This is a genomic window from Aeromonas sp. FDAARGOS 1402, assembly GCF_019046925.1.
Taxonomy (GTDB): domain Bacteria; phylum Pseudomonadota; class Gammaproteobacteria; order Enterobacterales; family Aeromonadaceae; genus Aeromonas; species Aeromonas caviae.
This window is the reverse complement of sequence record NZ_CP077201.1, coordinates 2,631,667-2,648,453: the sequence shown is the minus strand read 5'-3', so window position 1 is coordinate 2,648,453 and position 16,787 is coordinate 2,631,667. Positions and strand designations below refer to the sequence as shown.

The following is a 16,787-nucleotide window of genomic DNA, read 5'->3' as shown; positions in this document are numbered from 1 at the left end:
TTGTGTCCGTCCCGAGGATCCCATGCCTGCCACTGCCACCCGGCTTGACCCCGCCCTCATCGAGACGCTGCTCGCGCGCGTCGAGGCCTGCTTTGTACAGGCCGAAACACGCCTTGGCCGCACCTTTCCCCGCCCGCAAGTCCATTGCAACATGCGGGGCCGGGCGGCAGGGTCTGCGCGGCTGCAAACCTGGGAGCTGCGTTTCAATCCGGCGCTCTATCAGGCCAATCAGCAGGCGTTTCTCAGGGAAGTGGTGCCCCACGAGGTGGCGCACCTGCTGGTCTATGCGCTCTGGGGAGAGGGGCGCGGTAAGAGCCGAGTACTGCCCCATGGCCGCCAGTGGCAGTCGGTGATGCGGGAGCTGTTCGGCCTCGAACCCAGCACCACCCACAGCTTCGATCTGGGGGTGCTGGCCCAGCGCACCTTCGTGTATGCCTGCGCCTGCCAGCAGCATCCCCTCTCGGTGCGCCGCCACAACAAGGTGATGCGCGGCGAGGCCCGCTATCACTGCCGCCGCTGTCGCCAGCCCCTGGTGTGGCAGCGCGACACGACGGCGGATTGAGTCACCCCGTGTCGCGCTCCTGTGATAGGGTGCGCGCTTACTTCATTCAACTGTCTCATTGCCAAGGATATTCATGTTTCGCCCTCTGCTCTCCCTCTGCCTGGCCCTGCTGGTCAGCGCCCCGGCCCATGCCGACAACATCCAGACCTTTCGCGCCGCCAAGCAGGATCTGAACAAGCTCTACCAGAGCCACCCCGTCACCTTCTACTGCGGCTGCAACATCAAGTTCAGCGGCAAGAAGATGGCCCCCGACTGGGAGAGCTGCGGCTACCTGCCGCGCAAGCAGGCCGAGCGGGCCTCCCGCATCGAATGGGAGCACGTGGTGCCCGCCTGGGAGTTCGGCCACCAGCTCCAGTGCTGGCAGGACGGGGGTCGCAAGAATTGCGGCAAGAGCGACGAGTTCAACAGGATGGAGGGAGACATGCACAACCTCTTCCCCGCCATCGGCGAAGTGAACGGTGATCGGGCGAACTTCCGCTTCAGCGACTGGAACGGCAAACCGAACCAGTACGGCAAGTGCCAGATGCTGGTGGACTTCAAGGAGCGCCAGGTGCAGCCGCCCAAGGGGCCGGTGCGTGGACAGATCGCCCGCGCCTACCTCTACATGAGCCAGCAGTACGGACTGCGTCTGGCGGCCCAGCAGCGCAAGCTTTACGAAGCCTGGGACAGGCAGTATCCGGCTGATCGCTGGGAGTGCGAGCGCAACCGCCGTATCGGCAAGCTGCAGGGCAATACCAATCCCTTCATTGAAAAGCAGTGCCAATAACCCCATTTGACCAGGGAGGGGGAGCGTCCCCCTCCTCCTGAATCCCTTCACTCTCTGTCTCGCGAGCCTTGCTCGCCGCCGTGCAGTAGGGTATTGAAGGGTTTCCAAGCAAGAGACTGACTATCAGCCATGCGCATTCCACGTATCTATGAACCGGCCAGCCTGCTGGTGGGCCAGACCCTCGCCCTGTCGGAAGACGGTGCCAATCACATCGGCCGCGTGCTGCGCATGCAGCCGGGCCAGCAGCTCGAGCTGTTCAACGGCGACGGCCACCAGTACCCCGCCACCATCACCAGTGTGGGCAAGAAGTCCGTTGAGGTGACCATCGACAGTTGCGAGACCCGCTCGGTGGAGTCCCCCCTTGCCATCCACCTGGGTCAGGTGATCAGCCGCGGCGACAAGATGGACTTCACCATCCAGAAATCCGTGGAGCTCGGCGTCACCTGCATCACGCCCCTCTTCTCCGAGCGCTGCGGCGTCAAGCTGCCCGCCGATCGGCTGGAGAAAAAGCGCGAGCAGTGGCAGAAGGTGGTGATCAGTGCCTGCGAGCAGTGCGGTCGCAATACCGTGCCCGAGGTGCGCATGCCGATGGAGCTGGACGCCTGGCTGGCGGAAGAGACCCAGGAGCTCAAGCTCAACCTGCACCCGCGCGCCCCTTACAGCATCAACACCCTGCCCATCCCCGAGCACGGCGTGCGCCTGCTGATCGGCCCGGAAGGGGGCTTGTCCAGCGACGAGATCGCCCGTACCGTGCAGGAAGATTTCAAGGAGATGCTGCTGGGGCCGCGGGTGCTGCGTACCGAAACCGCCGCCCTGACGGCGATTACTGCGCTTCAGTGCCGCTTTGGCGATCTCGCTTGATACTATCTGGCGGTGTCGATAAGCCGTGTGGCGCATCACATCATGGCAGCCTCAAACGGCCGATTACGCTGCGCTAATCGACCCTACAACCCTATCGAGCCATTAGGAAGGAAACTCGGATGACCATTAAACTCGGCATCGTGATGGACCCCATCTCGGCCATCAACATCAAGAAGGACTCCAGCTTCGCCATGCTCGAAGAGGCGCAAAAGCGCGGCTACGAGCTGTTCTATCTGGAGATGAAGGATCTCTACATGGAGGCCGGTCGCGCCTTCGGTACCATGCGTCCGCTCACCGTCAAATATGACTATGCCGACTGGTATAGCCTGGGCGAGGTGGTGGATCAGCCGCTCTCCAGCCTGGACGTGATCCTGATGCGCAAGGATCCCCCCTTCGACACCGAGTTCATCTACGCCACCTACATGCTGGAGCGAGCCGAGGATGAGGGTTGCCTCATCGTCAACAAGCCCCAGAGCCTGCGCGACGCTAACGAAAAGCTCTACACCGCCTGGTTTGCCGAGCACACCCCGACCACACTCGTCACTCGCAGAGCCGACAAGCTGCGGGCTTTCCACGCCAAGCACAAGGACGTCATCCTCAAGCCGCTCGACGGCATGGGCGGCGCCTCCATCTTCCGCATGAAGGAGGATGACGCCAACGTCGGCGTCATCATCGAGACATTAACCTCTCACGGCAGCCAGTACTGCATGGCGCAGACCTATCTGCCTGCCATCAAGGATGGCGACAAGCGGGTGCTGGTGGTGGACGGCGAGCCGGTACCCTACTGCCTGGCCCGGATCCCGGCCCAGGGTGAGACCCGTGGCAACCTGGCGGCCGGTGGCCGTGGCGAGGCGCGCCCCCTGAGCGAGGCGGACTGGGCCATCGCCCGCGCAGTGGGCCCGACCCTGAAAGAGAAGGGGCTCATCTTCGTCGGCCTCGACATCATCGGCGATCGCCTGACCGAGATTAACGTCACCAGCCCTACCTGCATCCGCGAGATTGAGGCGGCCTTCGACGTCTCCATTACCGGCATGCTGATGGACGCCATCGAGCGCCGACTGGGCCGCTGACCCCTTCGTTGCTGCGGCGAGGACACACACACAAGGGGCCGTGAGGGCCCCTTTGACTACCGCCCTCCTGCCGGCAAAAAGCGGTTTTGCCCGCCGCCATCAACTGCCATAATCACCCCAAATACCTTTGCACGCTTAGAGATACATACGCTCCATGCAAACACTGCAAAATCACTTTCTGCTCGCCATGCCGAGCCTCACGGACGCCTATTTCCAGCGCTCCCTGGTCTATCTGTGCGAACACAGCAGCGAAGGCGCCATGGGACTGGTGGTCAACATTCCGGTCGACATGTCCCTGGACGCCATGCTGACCAAGCTCAACCTCAATCCCCCAGCCACCGCCGAGATGAAACAGCCGGTGTTGCAGGGGGGCCCGGTGCACGGGGATCGCGGCTTCGTGCTGCACAGCTTCCGCCCGGGGTTCAACTCCACCCTGCAGGTGAGCGACGAGATGATGGTCACCACCTCCAAGGACATCCTGGAGACCCTGGGCACCGACGAGGCGCCGGACCACTGGCTGGTGGCGCTCGGTTACGCCGGCTGGAGTGCTGGCCAGCTCGAGCAGGAGCTGGTGGATGGCGCCTGGTTGGTGATCCCCCCCAATCCCAAGCTGGTCTTCGATACCCCCATCCACCTGCGCTGGCAGCAAGCCGCAGCGAGCATTGGGGTCAACCCCCTGCACCTCTCCAGCCAGGTGGGCCATAGCTGACACTCCGTACCTCCCCTCCGCGGCACGCTCCCCCCTCACGAGCAGGGGGAGACAGGGAGGGGGCTTCCCCCTTCATTTATCCATCCATTTCGAGGAGACCCCATGTCATCACGCAGCATCATGGGCTTTGACTACGGCACCAAGAGCATCGGTGTCGCCATCGGCCAGGAGCTCACGGGCAGCGCCCGCCCCCTTCGCTCCCTCAAGGCCAACGACGGCATCCCCAACTGGGACGAGATAGAAAAGCTGATCAAGGAGTGGCAACCGGATCTGCTGATCGTCGGTCTGCCGCTCAACATGGATGGCACGGACCAGGAGATCACGGTGCGAGCTCGCAAGTTCGGCAATCGCCTGCACGGACGCTTCGGCAAGCCGGTGGAGTTCAAGGACGAGCGGCTCACCACCACGGATGCCCGCGCCCGCCTGTTTGAACGTGGCGGCTACAAAGCGCTGGACAAGGGGAGCGTGGACGGCGTCTCCGCCCAGCTCATCGTCGAAGCCTGGATGGAAGAGCAGTACGACTAAACCGGAGGGCTTCCTCCCCCTTGCTTCTCTTTCGCCGCCCCGATCTCCATGGGCCCGCCCCAGGCAAAACGCGTCATCCCCGCCGCGGCCAGGCCATAGAGCCGCCGGATCTCCCCCCGCAACCACATCACCTTGGCATCCTGATTGTGGCGCTTGTGCCACAGCAGGATGAAGGAGATCTCCAGCTGGGCATAGAGGGACTCTTCCAGCGGCAACGGCATGGGGATGAGGTCGGGGTGGTGTCTGGTGGCATAGTCCGCGCAATATGAAGGCACCACGGCGATCAGCTCGTGGCTCTTTTGGGCGGCGATGTGCAGCGCCTGCTCGAAGCTCGCCACCATGATGGGCACCTGCCGCCTGTGGCCTTCGTCCTCCAGCAGATCATCCAGTGCCCAGCTGTCGCTGGCCTCCCACACCACGCTCACCTGGGGGCAGGCCAGAAAGCGGGTCAGCGACCACGTCTGCCCGAGCAAGGGGTGATCCTTGCGCAGGAACACCACGGGACGATCGCAGAACAGCACCTCATGATCGATGTAATAGGGCAGCCGGTTGACCCTGGCATGGGAGCGGCCGTGGGTCTCCCGGGCACAGAAGCCGAGATCCGCCTCCCCGTTGACGATGTCGTTGAGAGAGTGGTGATCCCAGCCCAGCATCCTGACCACGGAGTGGGGGTACTTCTGGTAGATGGTCGTGGGCAGCTCGCTCAGGAAGCTGATGCCAAAGGGGGACTCCATCACCAGACTGAAGCGGGCCCCCTCGGGGATCGCCTCGCTGTTGAGGGTGCTGATGCTCTCGGTGAGCTGGAACCAAGTCTTGAGCTCCTCCGCCAGGGTCAGGGAGAGATTGGTCGGCTGCAAACCCTGGCGCACGCGCACGAAGAGGGGATCCCCGAACCAGTCCCGCAGCTTGCCGAGCGCCTTGCTCACCGCCGACGGGGTGACACACAGCTTCTTGGCCGCCCCCGCCACGCTGCGCTCCTGCATCAGGTGCCTGAAGACCACCAGCAGGTTCAAATCGAGTTCACCCAGATTGCGCATCGCGTCTCTCTTATCCCCGAGCCCGGACTCGCCGGATCGCACGCCATGGTAGCAGCACCTTCACCACCAGGTAACCGAGCAGCGCCAGCAGGAGTGCCAGGATCAGCATCCAGAGCGCAGGCATCCCCAGATGGCCCATCCCCCAGATGAAGAGCCCGGACAACCCTATCTGCATGATGCAGAGCAGGGCACTGGCCGATGCCACCTGATCCCCGCACACATCCAGCGCCTCCCCCATCGCCACCCCGAACCCGCAGGAAAAACCGATGCAGACCAGGGCACACCCCGCCAGCAGCCAGGACAGGCCGCCTTCGGGCCCGCTGCTGCACAGCAGGGCGAGCAAAGCCAGCAGGTAGGCGAGATGGGAGAGCGCCAGCACCTTTGCCTTGCCGAGCCAGCGCAGCAGCAAGGGGGTCAGGAAGGAAGCGGACATGCTCACCCCGGCCATCGCCATCATCAGCCGGGTGTACTGCTCGGGAGGCAGGCCGAACATGGTCATCAGGACGAGGGGCGAGACGCTCACATAGACCAGGATGGCGGTCACGCTGGCGCTGGTCAGCAAGGCGCGCTGCATGAAGGGGGCCATGCCCAGCAGGGCCAGCGGCGATGCCCCCGCAGGCTGGCGGGTGGGGCGGGTCTCCTTGAGCAGTCGTAGGTTGACCAGGGCACTGATGGCGGCCACCAGCGCCATGCCCACGAAGATGCCGCGCCACTCGAAGTGCGACAGGATGAGATAACCGAGTACGGGAGCCAGCACCGGAATGACGCAGATCACGCCGTTGATGAGGGAGAGAGCCATCGCGAGGCGCGCCTGGTTCAGCACATCCCGCAGCACGGTGAAGGTCATGATGTAGAGCGCTCCAGCGCCCACCCCTTGCCAGAAACGCCCCAGATAAAACTGGGCGATGCCGGTCGCCTCCGCCGCCACCAGGGAGGCGACCACGAAGATGAGGGCGCCCCCCAGTACCACGGGGCGCCTGCCATGGCGATCCGCCAGCATGCCCCCCGGCAGCACGGTAGCCGCCATGCCCAGCAGATAGATGGAAAAAGCGGTGTGGATCTGCGCCTCGCTCCCCTGCAGGGTTTGCGCAATGCGGGGCACGGCCACCAGATAGAGATCGATCCCGAGGGGATAGAGGATGATCATCAGAAAAGTACACAGCAGAAACATACCCATGAAGGCTCCATAGCAGCAGGTTTCACCATCACAGGTGCGCTGTCAGCGAGATGGACAACTCAATCCTGCAAAAGCAGAGGAAGATGCCGGGCACTATAGAGCGGGCGGCCTGCCGGGACCTAGTGACGAGATGGCACTCGGTGGATGCCAATCCGGACATCTCCCGCAGGAGAGGTCCGGATTGGCATGCTCATCGACCCGCCCCCTGCCAGGTCGCCCTTGAGGGGTCGGGTCCGAGGTAACGGGCACGCGGCGATGCGGCGTGCCCTCAAGGCTCAGCGAAGGCGCTCCATTACCTGGCCAGTTGCGTCAGGATGGCGTGGGCCGCCTTGATGCGCGCCTCGTTGGGGTAGTTGCGATTGGCCAGCATGACGACGCCGATCCCTTTGGCCGGCACGAAGGCCACATAGGCCCCGAAGCCGTTGGTCGAGCCGGTCTTGTTGAAGAGCACAGGGTGCCCTGTTGCAGCGGGCGCGGGCGCCGCCGGGTTGGCATTGTAAATCATCGCCGGGGAGTTGCCCGCCAGCAGCGTCTGCTCGCTGACGGGATAGGCGTAACGCTCCCAGCCCAGTCCCTGGGTCATCTCCCCCACCGCATACTGGCCCTGGTGAGTCAGATCGATGGCCTGCTGCATGGCCGCATTATCCACCCCGCTGATGTTGGCCTTCACAAAGCGCAGCAGATCCGCCGAGCTGGTCTTGATGCCGTAGGCCTCGTCCGCCAGCATGCCGGGAGTGACGCGGATGGGCTTGTCCTCCTTCGAGTAGCCGTAGGCGTAGTGCCCCATGGCCTGCTCGGGCACATTGAGGTAGGTATGGTACAGGCCAAGCCCCGGCAGGATCGTCTGCTCCATCAGGCGATCGAACGGCTGCTTCATGCTGCTCGCCGCCAGATAGCCAAAGAGCCCGATGCTGGGGTTGGCGTACTGGCGATGGGAACCCGGCGAGTAGGCTGGGGTCCACTGGCGGTAGTAGGCCTGCATCTTCTCGAGCGAATCCACCTCCTCGGGGAATTGCAGCGGCAAGCCGCCCGCGCTGTAGGTAGCCAGCTCCCCCATGGTGATGTTGTCAAAGGCGGATCCCTTGAGCCAGGGGGCGAACAGACTCGCCTTGTCATCGAGCTCGAAGCCCCCCTGCACCACGGCGTAGGCCCCCAGCGTCGCGGTCAGGGTCTTGCTCACGGAGCCTATCTCGAACAGGGTCTGCTCGCTGACACCGACCGCGCGCTCCCGATCGGCCACACCGTAGTTGAAATAGTGGGCCTTGCCATCCTTGAGCACGGCCACCGCCATGCCCGGGATCCTGTGCTCCTTGAGTAGCGGCCGGATGCTGGCATCCACCACGGGGCGCAGGGGATCGGTCGCCGCCTTGTCACCGGCATGAGCCAGACCGGCCCACATCAGGGTGGCCAGAGCGCCCCACAGGATGGATTGTCGTTGTTGCATTGCATGTCTCCTGACTGTCGTTAGCAAGGTATCGCCATGGCGGCGAGTGATGAACCCAGCATAGTCCCGCGAGGTGTGCTGCCGATGAGGCTCTGTGAAGTCAGTGTGAAGCCGCCCCCTCTTTTTACCCATGAAAAAGGGGAGCCATGGCTCCCCTTCAATCACCTTGCAACGCAGGCTTATTTCTTGCCCGGGTTGTCCCAGATCCCCTCTTCCAGCTGGCTGCGCAGCTCGGGGTATTTGTTGGCATCGAAGGTCGGCACGCGGCCCACCTTGAGCTGGTCGTTGTAGTCCTTGGCCAGCTTGATGGCGACGCCGGAGAGCAGCAGGATGGCCACCAGGTTGACGATGGCCATCAGCCCCATGGAGACATCCGCCAGAGCCCACACGGTCGGCAGTTCGCCCACGGATCCGAACATCACCATGCCCAGCACGAACATCCGGAACAGCATCAGGCCGCCCTTGTGGTTGTGCTCGAGGAACACCAGGTTGGTCTCCGCATAGGAGTAGTTCGCCACGATGGAGGTGAAGGCGAAGAAGAAGATGGCCGCTGCGATGAAGATGTTGCCACCGCCGCCCACCTGGGAGGAGAGCGCACGCTGGGTCAGCTCGACACCGGTCACGCCGGAACCCGGCTCGAACTGGCCGGACATCAGGATGATGGCGGCAGTACAGGTACAGATGACGATGGTATCGAGGAAGACCCCCAGCATCTGCACATACCCCTGGGAGGCCGGGTGCGGCGGATAGGGGGTGGCGGTGGCGGCAGCGTTGGGGGCAGAGCCCATGCCCGCCTCGTTGGAGAAGAGGCCGCGCTTGATGCCGTTGATCATCGCCTGGGAGATGGCATAGCCCATGGCGCCGGAACCTGCCTGCTCGATGCCGAACGCAGACTTGATGATGAGGGCGAAGATACCCGGCAGCTCGCTGATGTTCATGAACACCACGAACAGCGCCATCAGGATATAGGCGATCGCCATGAAGGGCACCACCAGCTCGGCAAAGCGGGCGATGCCGCGAATGCCGCCGAAGATGATGAGACCGGAGAGCACCACCAGGGCCAGACCGCTCACCCAGTCAGGGATGCCGAAGGCGACGTTCATGGCCAGGCTGATGGAGTTGGCCTGCACCGCGTTGAACACCAGACCGAAGGCCAGCAGCAGGCAGAGGGAGAAGACCACCCCCATCCAGCGCATGCCGAGGCCGCGCTCCATGTAGTAGGCGGGGCCGCCGCGGTAGTTGCCATCCTCATCCTTGACCTTGTAGAGCTGGGCCAGGGTGCTCTCCACGAAGGCGGTGGCCATGCCGATGAAGGCGATCAGCCACATCCAGAAGACGGCGCCAGGGCCACCCAGATAGATGGCGACGGCCACACCGGCCAGATTGCCCGTCCCGACGCGAGCCGCCAGGCTGGTACACAGAGCCTGGAAGGAGGAGATGCCAGCGCTGTCGGATTTGCGACTGTTGCGCAGGACCGAGAACATGTGGCCGAAGTGGCGGATCTGGATAAAGCCCAGGCGGAAGGTAAAGAAGATACCGACCCCGATCAGCAGGTAAATGAGCACGGCTCCCCACATCAGGTCGTTAATCATTGCAATCAAGGTGTCCATAATTCTCTCGTTGTTATCACATCCATGGCCAGTCTGCGCTGACCGCTCTCTGTCAATTTCCGAACCAGCATTGCGCCGAAGGGGCGGAATCTAGCATAGCGAGGGAATTCAGAATAGTGACAGAGCTCACTGGGGAGACAAAAAACGAGCAATTTGATGCAAAAAAGCTTCATTTAGCACGCAATAAATCAACAAAAATTGATGTGCAACCCAGCCCCTCACAAATTAGATCCAATAGAGAACCATTTTACAACTCATCCCATGGGGGTAAAAACCGCTGAGTGAAACGACATCAGGGAGACAAGCGTTTGCCTCTCATGCCTCATCGGCAAGGGGTTGTAACGCAAAACGTTTTACACGTAATTAAATTTCAAGTAGCTGACAAAACTATTTATGTGACCTCCCGCACAAATTCATGAATCCACCAAAATAATTGCGCTTTTCCATGTCGGAGCCAGCCGCCACACCATGAATAAAACTCGTTTTTTATCAAACACTTTCACTCGACAGCCGGTACCGCTTTCACCACCTGGCTGATTCGCATACAAGCCCCCCTATTGCAGGATGCGCCACATCCGTATTAATTAGGCAGGCAATGACGATGGGGCCTGCCCATCGCCCCTTTCTGAGCCTGAGCCGCCGGGATCTTGTAATTTAATTTCAGAACTGCCGTCTCATGCCCACCACCCTGGGATTGCTCCCTCATAAAGAGATGATATTTGCCATGGCCGATAAATTGACCCAGCTGAAAGCCCTGACCACAGTGGTTGCCGATACCGGCGACATCGAAGCCATCAAGCGCTACCAGCCCATCGATGCCACCACCAACCCCTCTCTGGTACTCAAGGCCTCCGAGATCCCCGAGTACGCAGCCCTGATCCAGGACGCCATTGCCTGGGCCAAATCCCAGAGCCAGGACAAGGCACAGCAAATCATCGACGCAGGCGACAAGCTGGCGGTCAACATCGGCCTCGAAGTGCTGAAAATCGTCCCGGGCCGCATCTCCACCGAAGTGGACGCCCGCCTCTCCTTCGACACCAATGCCAGCATCGCCAAGGCCCGCAAGCTGATCCGCCTCTACAACGAAGCCGGCATCAGCAATGATCGCATCCTGATCAAGCTTGCCTCCACCTGGGAAGGGATCCGTGCCGCCGAGGTGCTGGAGAAAGAGGGTATCCAGTGCAACCTGACCCTGCTGTTCTCCTTCGCCCAGGCCCGTGCCTGTGCCGAAGCCGGCGCCTTCCTCATCTCCCCCTTCGTCGGTCGCATCCTCGACTGGTACAAGGCCAAGAACGGCCGTGATTACACCGCCAGTGAAGATCCGGGCGTGGTCTCCGTCACCGCCATCTACAACTACTACAAGCAGCACGACTACCCGACCGTGGTCATGGGCGCGAGCTTCCGCAACACCGGCGAAATCCTGGAACTGGCCGGCTGCGACCGCCTGACCATTGGCCCCGCTTTGCTGGAAGAGCTGAGCAAGGCCGAAGGCGCCGTGGTGCGCAAGCTGGACTACACCGGCGAGCGCACAGCCAAACCGACCCCGATGACCGAAGCCGAATTCCGCTGGGAGCTGAACCAGGACGCCATGGCCGTCGAGAAACTGGGGGAAGGCATCCGCCTGTTCGCCATCGACCAGGGCAAGCTGGAAACCATGCTGGCAAGCCACCTGTAAGGCCGCTCGCCACACGGCTCTCACAGAGCGAAGTGGCGCCGCAAAAACCGGGCTCCCGAAAGGGCAGCCCGGTTTTTTTGTGCCTGTTTCCGGTTGTCACAACTTCGTCATAAAAACGTTTTATTTTCAAAGGCGTCGTGTTATACGGATGGTGAAAACCATAAAACCAAGGAGGGAGCCATGGACATGTTCAACTTCGATTTTGACGAGGTCGTTGAGCTGGGTTCACGTAGCCGCGGGACAACGGGAAAAAAACGCAAATGGCGTGAGATTGAGGCGCTTAAAGACAAGCACCGCCTGCAAAAGGAGCTGCAGGCCATCGACATCGCCTATGAAGGATCGGACGACCTGGAGCTCTGATACGCCCACGTCGCCCATGTTTCACTCCAGCGAGTGGAGCCATAAAAACAGCGCCCCGGATTGACCGGGGCGCTGTTTTTATGGGTGAACCTACTGTCAGGCTGCAGGCAGCGAGAGCTGTTTGGCCAGCGCCTGGAAATGCTGGCTCACCTCCGCCCCGAACAGGGGATCATTGATGGCCCGGTTCTGCCAGAGCTGTTCGAGATGACGCCAGTCATCCTCGGTCAGGGAGTCGCGCAGATGGGGGAAGATGACCCCTTCCTCATAGTTCATGTGCGCCTCCTGCTGCTCGATGAACTGCTCCAGACGGGCCACGAACTGATCCAGCGGGATGACCGCATCCATCAGGATCATCTCCACCATCTCCTTGAGCTCGGTCCCTGCATCCAGCAGACGGGCGTGCTCTTCGTGCAGCCGGTTGGCCACCTCTCCCTCCACCACCCTGTATTTCAGGTAGTAGTCATAAATCATGTCTTCCTTCGGGTGGTGGTACTTGTCGGATACCTCGCGCAGATAATCCACCACATCCCGCAGCAGGAAGTAGCTTACCGGCTGCTCATTGCGAATGGCCGCCAGCTTTTGCTTGAGCAGCGTCAGCAACCGGGTGATGTTGAGGTGGTCCTTATGCAGACTGGATAACATGGGCACTCCTTGCACTGAAATGAGAAAACGTCTGTCTCGAGTATACGGTCATTTATTGCCTGAACTTTGCACTCAATCAAGTCGGATGCAGACAGCGGCTGCACCAGCCTCTCACCACAGGAGGCACAGGGGAGACCATTTCCCCTGTGCATGCACGGCGTCAGGCCGCCGGATCGGCGCAGACCGAGAGCCAGTCGATGGGACTGCGTCCTTGCTGGACCAGCAGGCGATTGGCCTCGGAGAAGTGGCCGCAACCGATGAAACCGCGATGGGCAGAGAGCGGGCTGGGATGGGGGGCGCTCAGCACATGGTGGCGCGACCGGTCGATGAAGCGCCCTTTCTTCTGGGCATGAGCGCCCCACAGCAGGAAGACAACTCCCTGGCAATGGGCATTGATCCGCTCGATGACCCGATCGGTAAAGGTCTCCCACCCCAGGTGGGCGTGAGAGTGCGCCATGCCCGCCTGTACCGTCAGCACCGTATTGAGCAGCAGCACTCCCTGTCTGGCCCAGGATTCCAGGAATCCGTGATTGGGTGTGACAAAACCCGGCAGATCCCGCTGCATCTCCTTGTAGATGTTGACGAGGGACGGCGGCGTGCGCACTCCGGGCAAGACGGAGAAACAGAGGCCGTGCGCCTGGTCCGGTCCGTGATAGGGATCCTGCCCCAGGATCACCACCTTGACGTCATCCAGCTCGGTCAGTTTGAAGGCATTGAAGACCTCGGTCGCCGGGGGATAGATCACCTTGCCCGCCTCCCGCTCGGCCCTGACGGTGGCCAGGGTGTCCATGAAATACGCCTGCTCTTTCTCCGAACCAATCACATCTTTCCAGGTCAGCACACCCGTCTCCTCTCGTTGCGAATCCACTCCTTCCATCCTGGCTGGCATGCCAGCCTCTCCCTCTCCCCACTCCCCGCCTTCTGTCCAGCTTGGCACCGCTATCTCCTCGGTCAATAGAGCAAGGGGCTCAGGATAGGGTCCTCGCCCCCAAGACGCAACCGCATGGAGGTCAGGCTCAGCCTGGCCAGCCTGGGAAGTGGCGGCGGCGTTCACGGGCAATGACCGGGGCTGCGTCGACACAGGAATAACAGGATGTCCTTCGGACAGGCCTCATGGGCAGGCCGGTTTTCGCTGACGCCAGAAATAAACCCTAAAGGTGTAGTTAAATTACTAGATATGAATAATAAAAAATGCATAATTCATATATCTTACAAAAACAGAAAAATGATCTGTTTTTGATTCAACTCAATGATTTAATCCCTTTCAATGCGCGCAAAATGGGGTTTTATTGATTTGGATCAATTTTCGTAATATTACCGTCGTGGTATATATGGCCCCAACGAAGTAAAGGTGTAAGGCAAGGCCCCGTTAAATCATTCCTTCCAAGAGGTGGTTTAAAAACATCAGGGTAATGTGCTTACCGTTGAATCCGCTTTCCTATGAGGAGTCATACCATGATCAAGGGCATCCAAATCACCCAGTCCGCCAACGCCGCTCTGCTGAACTCTTTCTGGCTGCTGGACGAAGAGAAACAACAGGCTCGCTGCATCTGCGCCAAGGGCGACAGCTTTGCCGCCGATCAGGAAGTCAGCCTCTCCGACCTGGGTCAATTCGAATACCGTGAACTGCCGGTTCAGCAAGAGCCTGTGGTCGAAGGGGGTCAGCACCTGAACGTCAACGTACTGCGCCGCGAAACCCTGGAAGACGCCATCGCCAACCCGGAAAAATACCCGCAGCTCACCATCCGCGTCTCCGGTTACGCCGTGCGTTTCAACGCCCTGACCCCGGAGCAGCAGCGTGACGTGGTCACCCGCACCTTCACCCAGAGCCTGTAAGGCGCCCTGCGTAAAGAGATAAAAAAACGGCCCCCTCGGGCCGTTTTTTCATGGGTGATGATCACCGCCGGAACCTGGCTCAGCTTCGCAGGTCCACCGGCCTTGCCACCACGGGTTTCGCCAGGGCGTCCTGCATGGTGGCCTCGTCGAGCTGATCGCAGTAACGGGCCACCACCAGGGTCGCCACCCCGTTGCCAATGAGGTTGGTCAGGGCGCGCGCCTCCGACATGAAGCGATCAATCCCGAGGATCAGCGCCAGCCCGGCCAGCGGCAGATGCCCTACCGCCGAGATGGTGGCTGCCAGCACGATGAAGCCACTCCCCGTGACTCCGGCCGCCCCCTTGGAGGAGATAAGCAGCACCACCAGCAGGGTGAGCTGATGGAACAGGTCCAGCGGGGTGTTGGTTGCCTGGGCGATGAAGACGGCGGCCATGGTCAGATAGATGGAGGTGCCGTCCAGGTTGAATGAGTAACCGGTCGGGATCACCAGACCCACCACCGATTTCTTGCAGCCCAGCGCCTCCATTTTCACCAGCATGCGCGGCAATACGGATTCCGACGAGGATGTTCCGAGCACGATCAACAGCTCTTCCCGGATATAGGCAATAAAGCGCACAATGCTGAAGCCATTGGCTTTGGCGATACTGCCGAGCACCAGGAAAATAAACAGCAGGCAGGTCAGATAGAAGCTAGCAATTAATTGCCCCAGCTGAACCAAAGAACCAATACCGTATTTCCCTATGGTGAATGCCATGGCGCCAAATGCCCCGATCGGCGCCAGTTTCATGATCATGTTGATGATGCCGAAAATAACCTGGGAGAAACCATCGATGATATTGAAGATGGGTTTTCCCTTCTCCCCGATATGATGCAGGGAAAATCCGAACAGGACGGCAAACAGCAACACCTGGAGTATATTGCCGCCGGCAAAGGCACCGATGACGCTGGCCGGTATCACATCCAGCAGGAAGGGAATTATCCCCTGGGACTGGGCCTGATCCGCATAGACGGAGATGGCGCTGGCGTCGAGTGAGGAGGGATCCACATTCATACCGGCCCCCGGCTGCAGCACGTTGACCACGCACAGACCGATGATCAGGGCCAGGGTGCTCACCACTTCAAAATAGATCAGCGCAATGGCACCGGTTTTGCCCACCGCCTTCATGCTTTCCATGCCGGCAATGCCGGTGACCACGGTACAGAAAATGACGGGGACGATGATCATCTTGATTAATTTAACGAAGCCATCACCAAGGGGTTTCATATCTGCGCCCAGACTCGGATAGACATGTCCCAGACATATTCCGATGGTGATTGCCAATATCACCTGAAAATAGAGGCTACTGACAATTTTCTTGTGCATGCTCAACGTCCTGTTAATAAGTGTGACTCCACTGACAGCAAATAACGCATGCAGCAGTCTGCGGCGAGAAATAGGGTTATCTCACCCGCTTCATACCTTTTTGCCATCCTGACGGTCGCTACTTTTGCATGTCATAAGAAGCAAATAAGAGACATCAATCACACAATATATTTAACATCATTAACACCACGAAAACATGGTCGCAATGGACGCCGAAGAGCACCAAATGAAAATGACGGAAATAAAAATGCCCCGCATGGCGGGGCATTTTTGATAGTAAAAATCGCGATCAGGCGGAGGTATCGAGGGGCTCGAAGCCCTTGACGAGATCGTCGATGGCCTTCATCTGCTTGAGGAAGCCTTCCAGCTTCTCCAGCGGCAGAGCGCTCGGGCCGTCGCAGCGGGCAATTTTCGGATCCGGGTGGGATTCGATAAAGAGACCGGCGAGGCCCACCGCCATGCCGGCACGGGCCAGCTCGGTCACCTGCTCGCGGCGACCACCGGAGGCCGCTCCCAGGGGATCACGGCACTGCAGGGAGTGGGTGACGTCAAAGATGACCGGATAGCCGCCGGTGCTCTTCTTCATGACGCCCAGGCCCAGCATGTCCACCACCAGGTTGTCATAGCCGAAGTTGGCACCGCGCTCGCAGAGGATCAGGCGATCGTTGCCACACTCCTCGAACTTGTCGGTGATGTTCTTCATCTGGCTTGGGCTCAGGAATTGCGGCTTCTTGATGTTGATGACGTTGCCGGTGCGGGCCATGGCCTCCACCAGATCGGTCTGGCGCGCCAGGAAGGCGGGCAGCTGGATGACGTCGACCACCTCGGCGACCGGTTTGGCCTGATGGGGCTCATGCAGATCGGAGATCACCGGCATGCCGAAGGTCGCTTTCAGCTCCTGGAAGATCTTCATCCCCTCTTCCAGACCCGGGCCGCGATAGGAGTGGATGGAGGAGCGGTTGGCCTTGTCCCAGCTCGCCTTGAACACGAACGGGATGCCGAGCTTGCTGGTCACTTCCACGTACTTCTCGCACACCGCCATCGCCATGTCGCGGGATTCCAGCACGTTCATGCCGCCGAACAGCACGAAAGGTTTGTCGTTGGCGACGTCGATCTGGTTGACCTTGATATTCTTCTGTTCCATCTCAGG

General features: G+C 60.6%; 17 protein-coding genes. 9 read left to right on the top strand and 8 right to left on the bottom strand.

The window, feature by feature from the left end; translation table 11 throughout:
* The first annotated feature begins 22 nt into the window (after positions 1-22).
* From I6L32_RS12740 to ruvX, 6 genes are all read left to right on the top strand, one after another.
* A complete protein-coding gene (locus I6L32_RS12740; RefSeq protein WP_041212594.1) occupies positions 23-562 on the top strand; it encodes a SprT family zinc-dependent metalloprotease in 540 nt (179 codons plus the stop codon).
* Between the two features lie 73 nt (positions 563-635).
* Entirely contained in the window at positions 636-1,328 is a 693-nt protein-coding gene (locus tag I6L32_RS12735; RefSeq protein WP_039040144.1) for an endonuclease, read from the top strand.
* Positions 1,329-1,457: 129 nt separating this feature from the next.
* On the top strand, positions 1,458-2,189 hold the full coding sequence (gene rsmE, locus I6L32_RS12730; RefSeq protein ID WP_216943971.1) for a 16S rRNA (uracil(1498)-N(3))-methyltransferase: 732 nt from the start codon (positions 1,458-1,460) through the stop codon (positions 2,187-2,189).
* Positions 2,190-2,308: 119 nt separating this feature from the next.
* Positions 2,309-3,259, top strand: coding sequence for a glutathione synthase (gshB, locus tag I6L32_RS12725; RefSeq protein ID WP_104452499.1), 951 nt, complete (start codon positions 2,309-2,311; stop codon positions 3,257-3,259).
* Between the two features lie 154 nt (positions 3,260-3,413).
* The gene (locus I6L32_RS12720) at positions 3,414-3,968 is read left to right on the top strand and encodes a YqgE/AlgH family protein (protein WP_010673864.1); all 555 of its coding nucleotides are present in this window, start codon (positions 3,414-3,416) and stop codon (positions 3,966-3,968) included.
* Positions 3,969-4,070: 102 nt separating this feature from the next.
* Complete coding sequence (gene ruvX, locus I6L32_RS12715) at positions 4,071-4,493, top strand: Holliday junction resolvase RuvX (protein WP_010673863.1); 423 nt, start codon at positions 4,071-4,073, stop codon at positions 4,491-4,493.
* Here ruvX and yidZ read toward each other — a convergent pair.
* The 4 genes from yidZ to I6L32_RS12695 form a co-directional block, all read right to left on the bottom strand.
* Complete coding sequence (gene yidZ / locus I6L32_RS12710) at positions 4,490-5,530, bottom strand: HTH-type transcriptional regulator YidZ (RefSeq protein ID WP_216943970.1); 1,041 nt, start codon at positions 5,528-5,530, stop codon at positions 4,490-4,492. The two genes, ruvX and yidZ, sit on opposite strands and share 4 nt — an antisense overlap.
* Positions 5,531-5,540: 10 nt before the next feature.
* Entirely contained in the window at positions 5,541-6,707 is a 1,167-nt protein-coding gene (locus tag I6L32_RS12705; RefSeq protein WP_216943969.1) for an MdtL family multidrug efflux MFS transporter, read from the bottom strand.
* A 292-nt stretch (positions 6,708-6,999) separates the two neighbouring features.
* Positions 7,000-8,151, bottom strand: a complete 1,152-nt coding sequence (locus tag I6L32_RS12700; protein WP_128343957.1) for a CMY-1/MOX family class C beta-lactamase MOX-25 — start codon at positions 8,149-8,151, stop codon at positions 7,000-7,002.
* Positions 8,152-8,330: 179 nt separating this feature from the next.
* Positions 8,331-9,761, bottom strand: a complete 1,431-nt coding sequence (locus I6L32_RS12695) for a sodium:alanine symporter family protein (RefSeq protein ID WP_043155782.1) — start codon at positions 9,759-9,761, stop codon at positions 8,331-8,333.
* A gap of 724 nt (positions 9,762-10,485) precedes the next feature.
* Between I6L32_RS12695 and tal the strand changes: the two genes are divergently transcribed.
* Positions 10,486-11,436, top strand: coding sequence for a transaldolase (gene tal / locus I6L32_RS12690; RefSeq protein ID WP_216943968.1), 951 nt, complete (start codon positions 10,486-10,488; stop codon positions 11,434-11,436).
* Positions 11,437-11,616: 180 nt separating this feature from the next.
* Entirely contained in the window at positions 11,617-11,796 is a 180-nt protein-coding gene (locus I6L32_RS12685) for a DUF3545 family protein (RefSeq protein ID WP_010673858.1), read from the top strand.
* Between the two features lie 96 nt (positions 11,797-11,892).
* Here the strand turns inward: I6L32_RS12685 and I6L32_RS12680 are convergent, their stop codons facing one another.
* On the bottom strand, positions 11,893-12,438 hold the full coding sequence (locus I6L32_RS12680) for a hemerythrin domain-containing protein (protein WP_041212588.1): 546 nt from the start codon (positions 12,436-12,438) through the stop codon (positions 11,893-11,895).
* Between the two features lie 160 nt (positions 12,439-12,598).
* Complete coding sequence (ung, locus tag I6L32_RS12675) at positions 12,599-13,279, bottom strand: uracil-DNA glycosylase (RefSeq protein WP_010673856.1); 681 nt, start codon at positions 13,277-13,279, stop codon at positions 12,599-12,601.
* A 614-nt stretch (positions 13,280-13,893) separates the two neighbouring features.
* On the opposite strand from ung, the gene grcA reads away from it, so the two are divergent.
* Positions 13,894-14,274, top strand: a complete 381-nt coding sequence (gene grcA, locus I6L32_RS12670; RefSeq protein WP_010673855.1) for an autonomous glycyl radical cofactor GrcA — start codon at positions 13,894-13,896, stop codon at positions 14,272-14,274.
* A 79-nt stretch (positions 14,275-14,353) separates the two neighbouring features.
* Here grcA and I6L32_RS12665 read toward each other — a convergent pair whose 3' ends face one another.
* On the bottom strand, positions 14,354-15,637 hold the full coding sequence (locus I6L32_RS12665) for a dicarboxylate/amino acid:cation symporter (RefSeq protein WP_216943967.1): 1,284 nt from the start codon (positions 15,635-15,637) through the stop codon (positions 14,354-14,356).
* Positions 15,638-15,926: 289 nt separating this feature from the next.
* A complete protein-coding gene (gene kdsA, locus I6L32_RS12660) occupies positions 15,927-16,781 on the bottom strand; it encodes a 3-deoxy-8-phosphooctulonate synthase (protein WP_039039605.1) in 855 nt (284 codons plus the stop codon).
* Positions 16,782-16,787 lie beyond the last annotated feature (6 nt).

Bases quoted from the DNA above. Each gene is read 5' to 3' on its own strand.
- I6L32_RS12740 (WP_041212594.1), top strand. From the start codon at position 23: ATGCCTGCCACTGCCACCCGGCTTGACCCCGCCCTCATCGAGACGCTG.
- I6L32_RS12735 (WP_039040144.1), top strand. From the start codon at position 636: ATGTTTCGCCCTCTGCTCTCCCTCTGCCTGGCCCTGCTGGTCAGCGCC.
- rsmE (WP_216943971.1), top strand. From the start codon at position 1,458: ATGCGCATTCCACGTATCTATGAACCGGCCAGCCTGCTGGTGGGCCAG.
- gshB (WP_104452499.1), top strand. From the start codon at position 2,309: ATGACCATTAAACTCGGCATCGTGATGGACCCCATCTCGGCCATCAAC.
- I6L32_RS12720 (WP_010673864.1), top strand. From the start codon at position 3,414: ATGCAAACACTGCAAAATCACTTTCTGCTCGCCATGCCGAGCCTCACG.
- ruvX (WP_010673863.1), top strand. From the start codon at position 4,071: ATGTCATCACGCAGCATCATGGGCTTTGACTACGGCACCAAGAGCATC.
- yidZ (WP_216943970.1), bottom strand. From the start codon at position 5,530: ATGCGCAATCTGGGTGAACTCGATTTGAACCTGCTGGTGGTCTTCAGG.
- I6L32_RS12705 (WP_216943969.1), bottom strand. From the start codon at position 6,707: ATGGGTATGTTTCTGCTGTGTACTTTTCTGATGATCATCCTCTATCCC.
- I6L32_RS12700 (WP_128343957.1), bottom strand. From the start codon at position 8,151: ATGCAACAACGACAATCCATCCTGTGGGGCGCTCTGGCCACCCTGATG.
- I6L32_RS12695 (WP_043155782.1), bottom strand. From the start codon at position 9,761: ATGGACACCTTGATTGCAATGATTAACGACCTGATGTGGGGAGCCGTG.
- tal (WP_216943968.1), top strand. From the start codon at position 10,486: ATGGCCGATAAATTGACCCAGCTGAAAGCCCTGACCACAGTGGTTGCC.
- I6L32_RS12685 (WP_010673858.1), top strand. From the start codon at position 11,617: ATGGACATGTTCAACTTCGATTTTGACGAGGTCGTTGAGCTGGGTTCA.
- I6L32_RS12680 (WP_041212588.1), bottom strand. From the start codon at position 12,438: ATGTTATCCAGTCTGCATAAGGACCACCTCAACATCACCCGGTTGCTG.
- grcA (WP_010673855.1), top strand. From the start codon at position 13,894: ATGATCAAGGGCATCCAAATCACCCAGTCCGCCAACGCCGCTCTGCTG.
- I6L32_RS12665 (WP_216943967.1), bottom strand. From the start codon at position 15,637: ATGCACAAGAAAATTGTCAGTAGCCTCTATTTTCAGGTGATATTGGCA.
- kdsA (WP_039039605.1), bottom strand. From the start codon at position 16,781: ATGGAACAGAAGAATATCAAGGTCAACCAGATCGACGTCGCCAACGAC.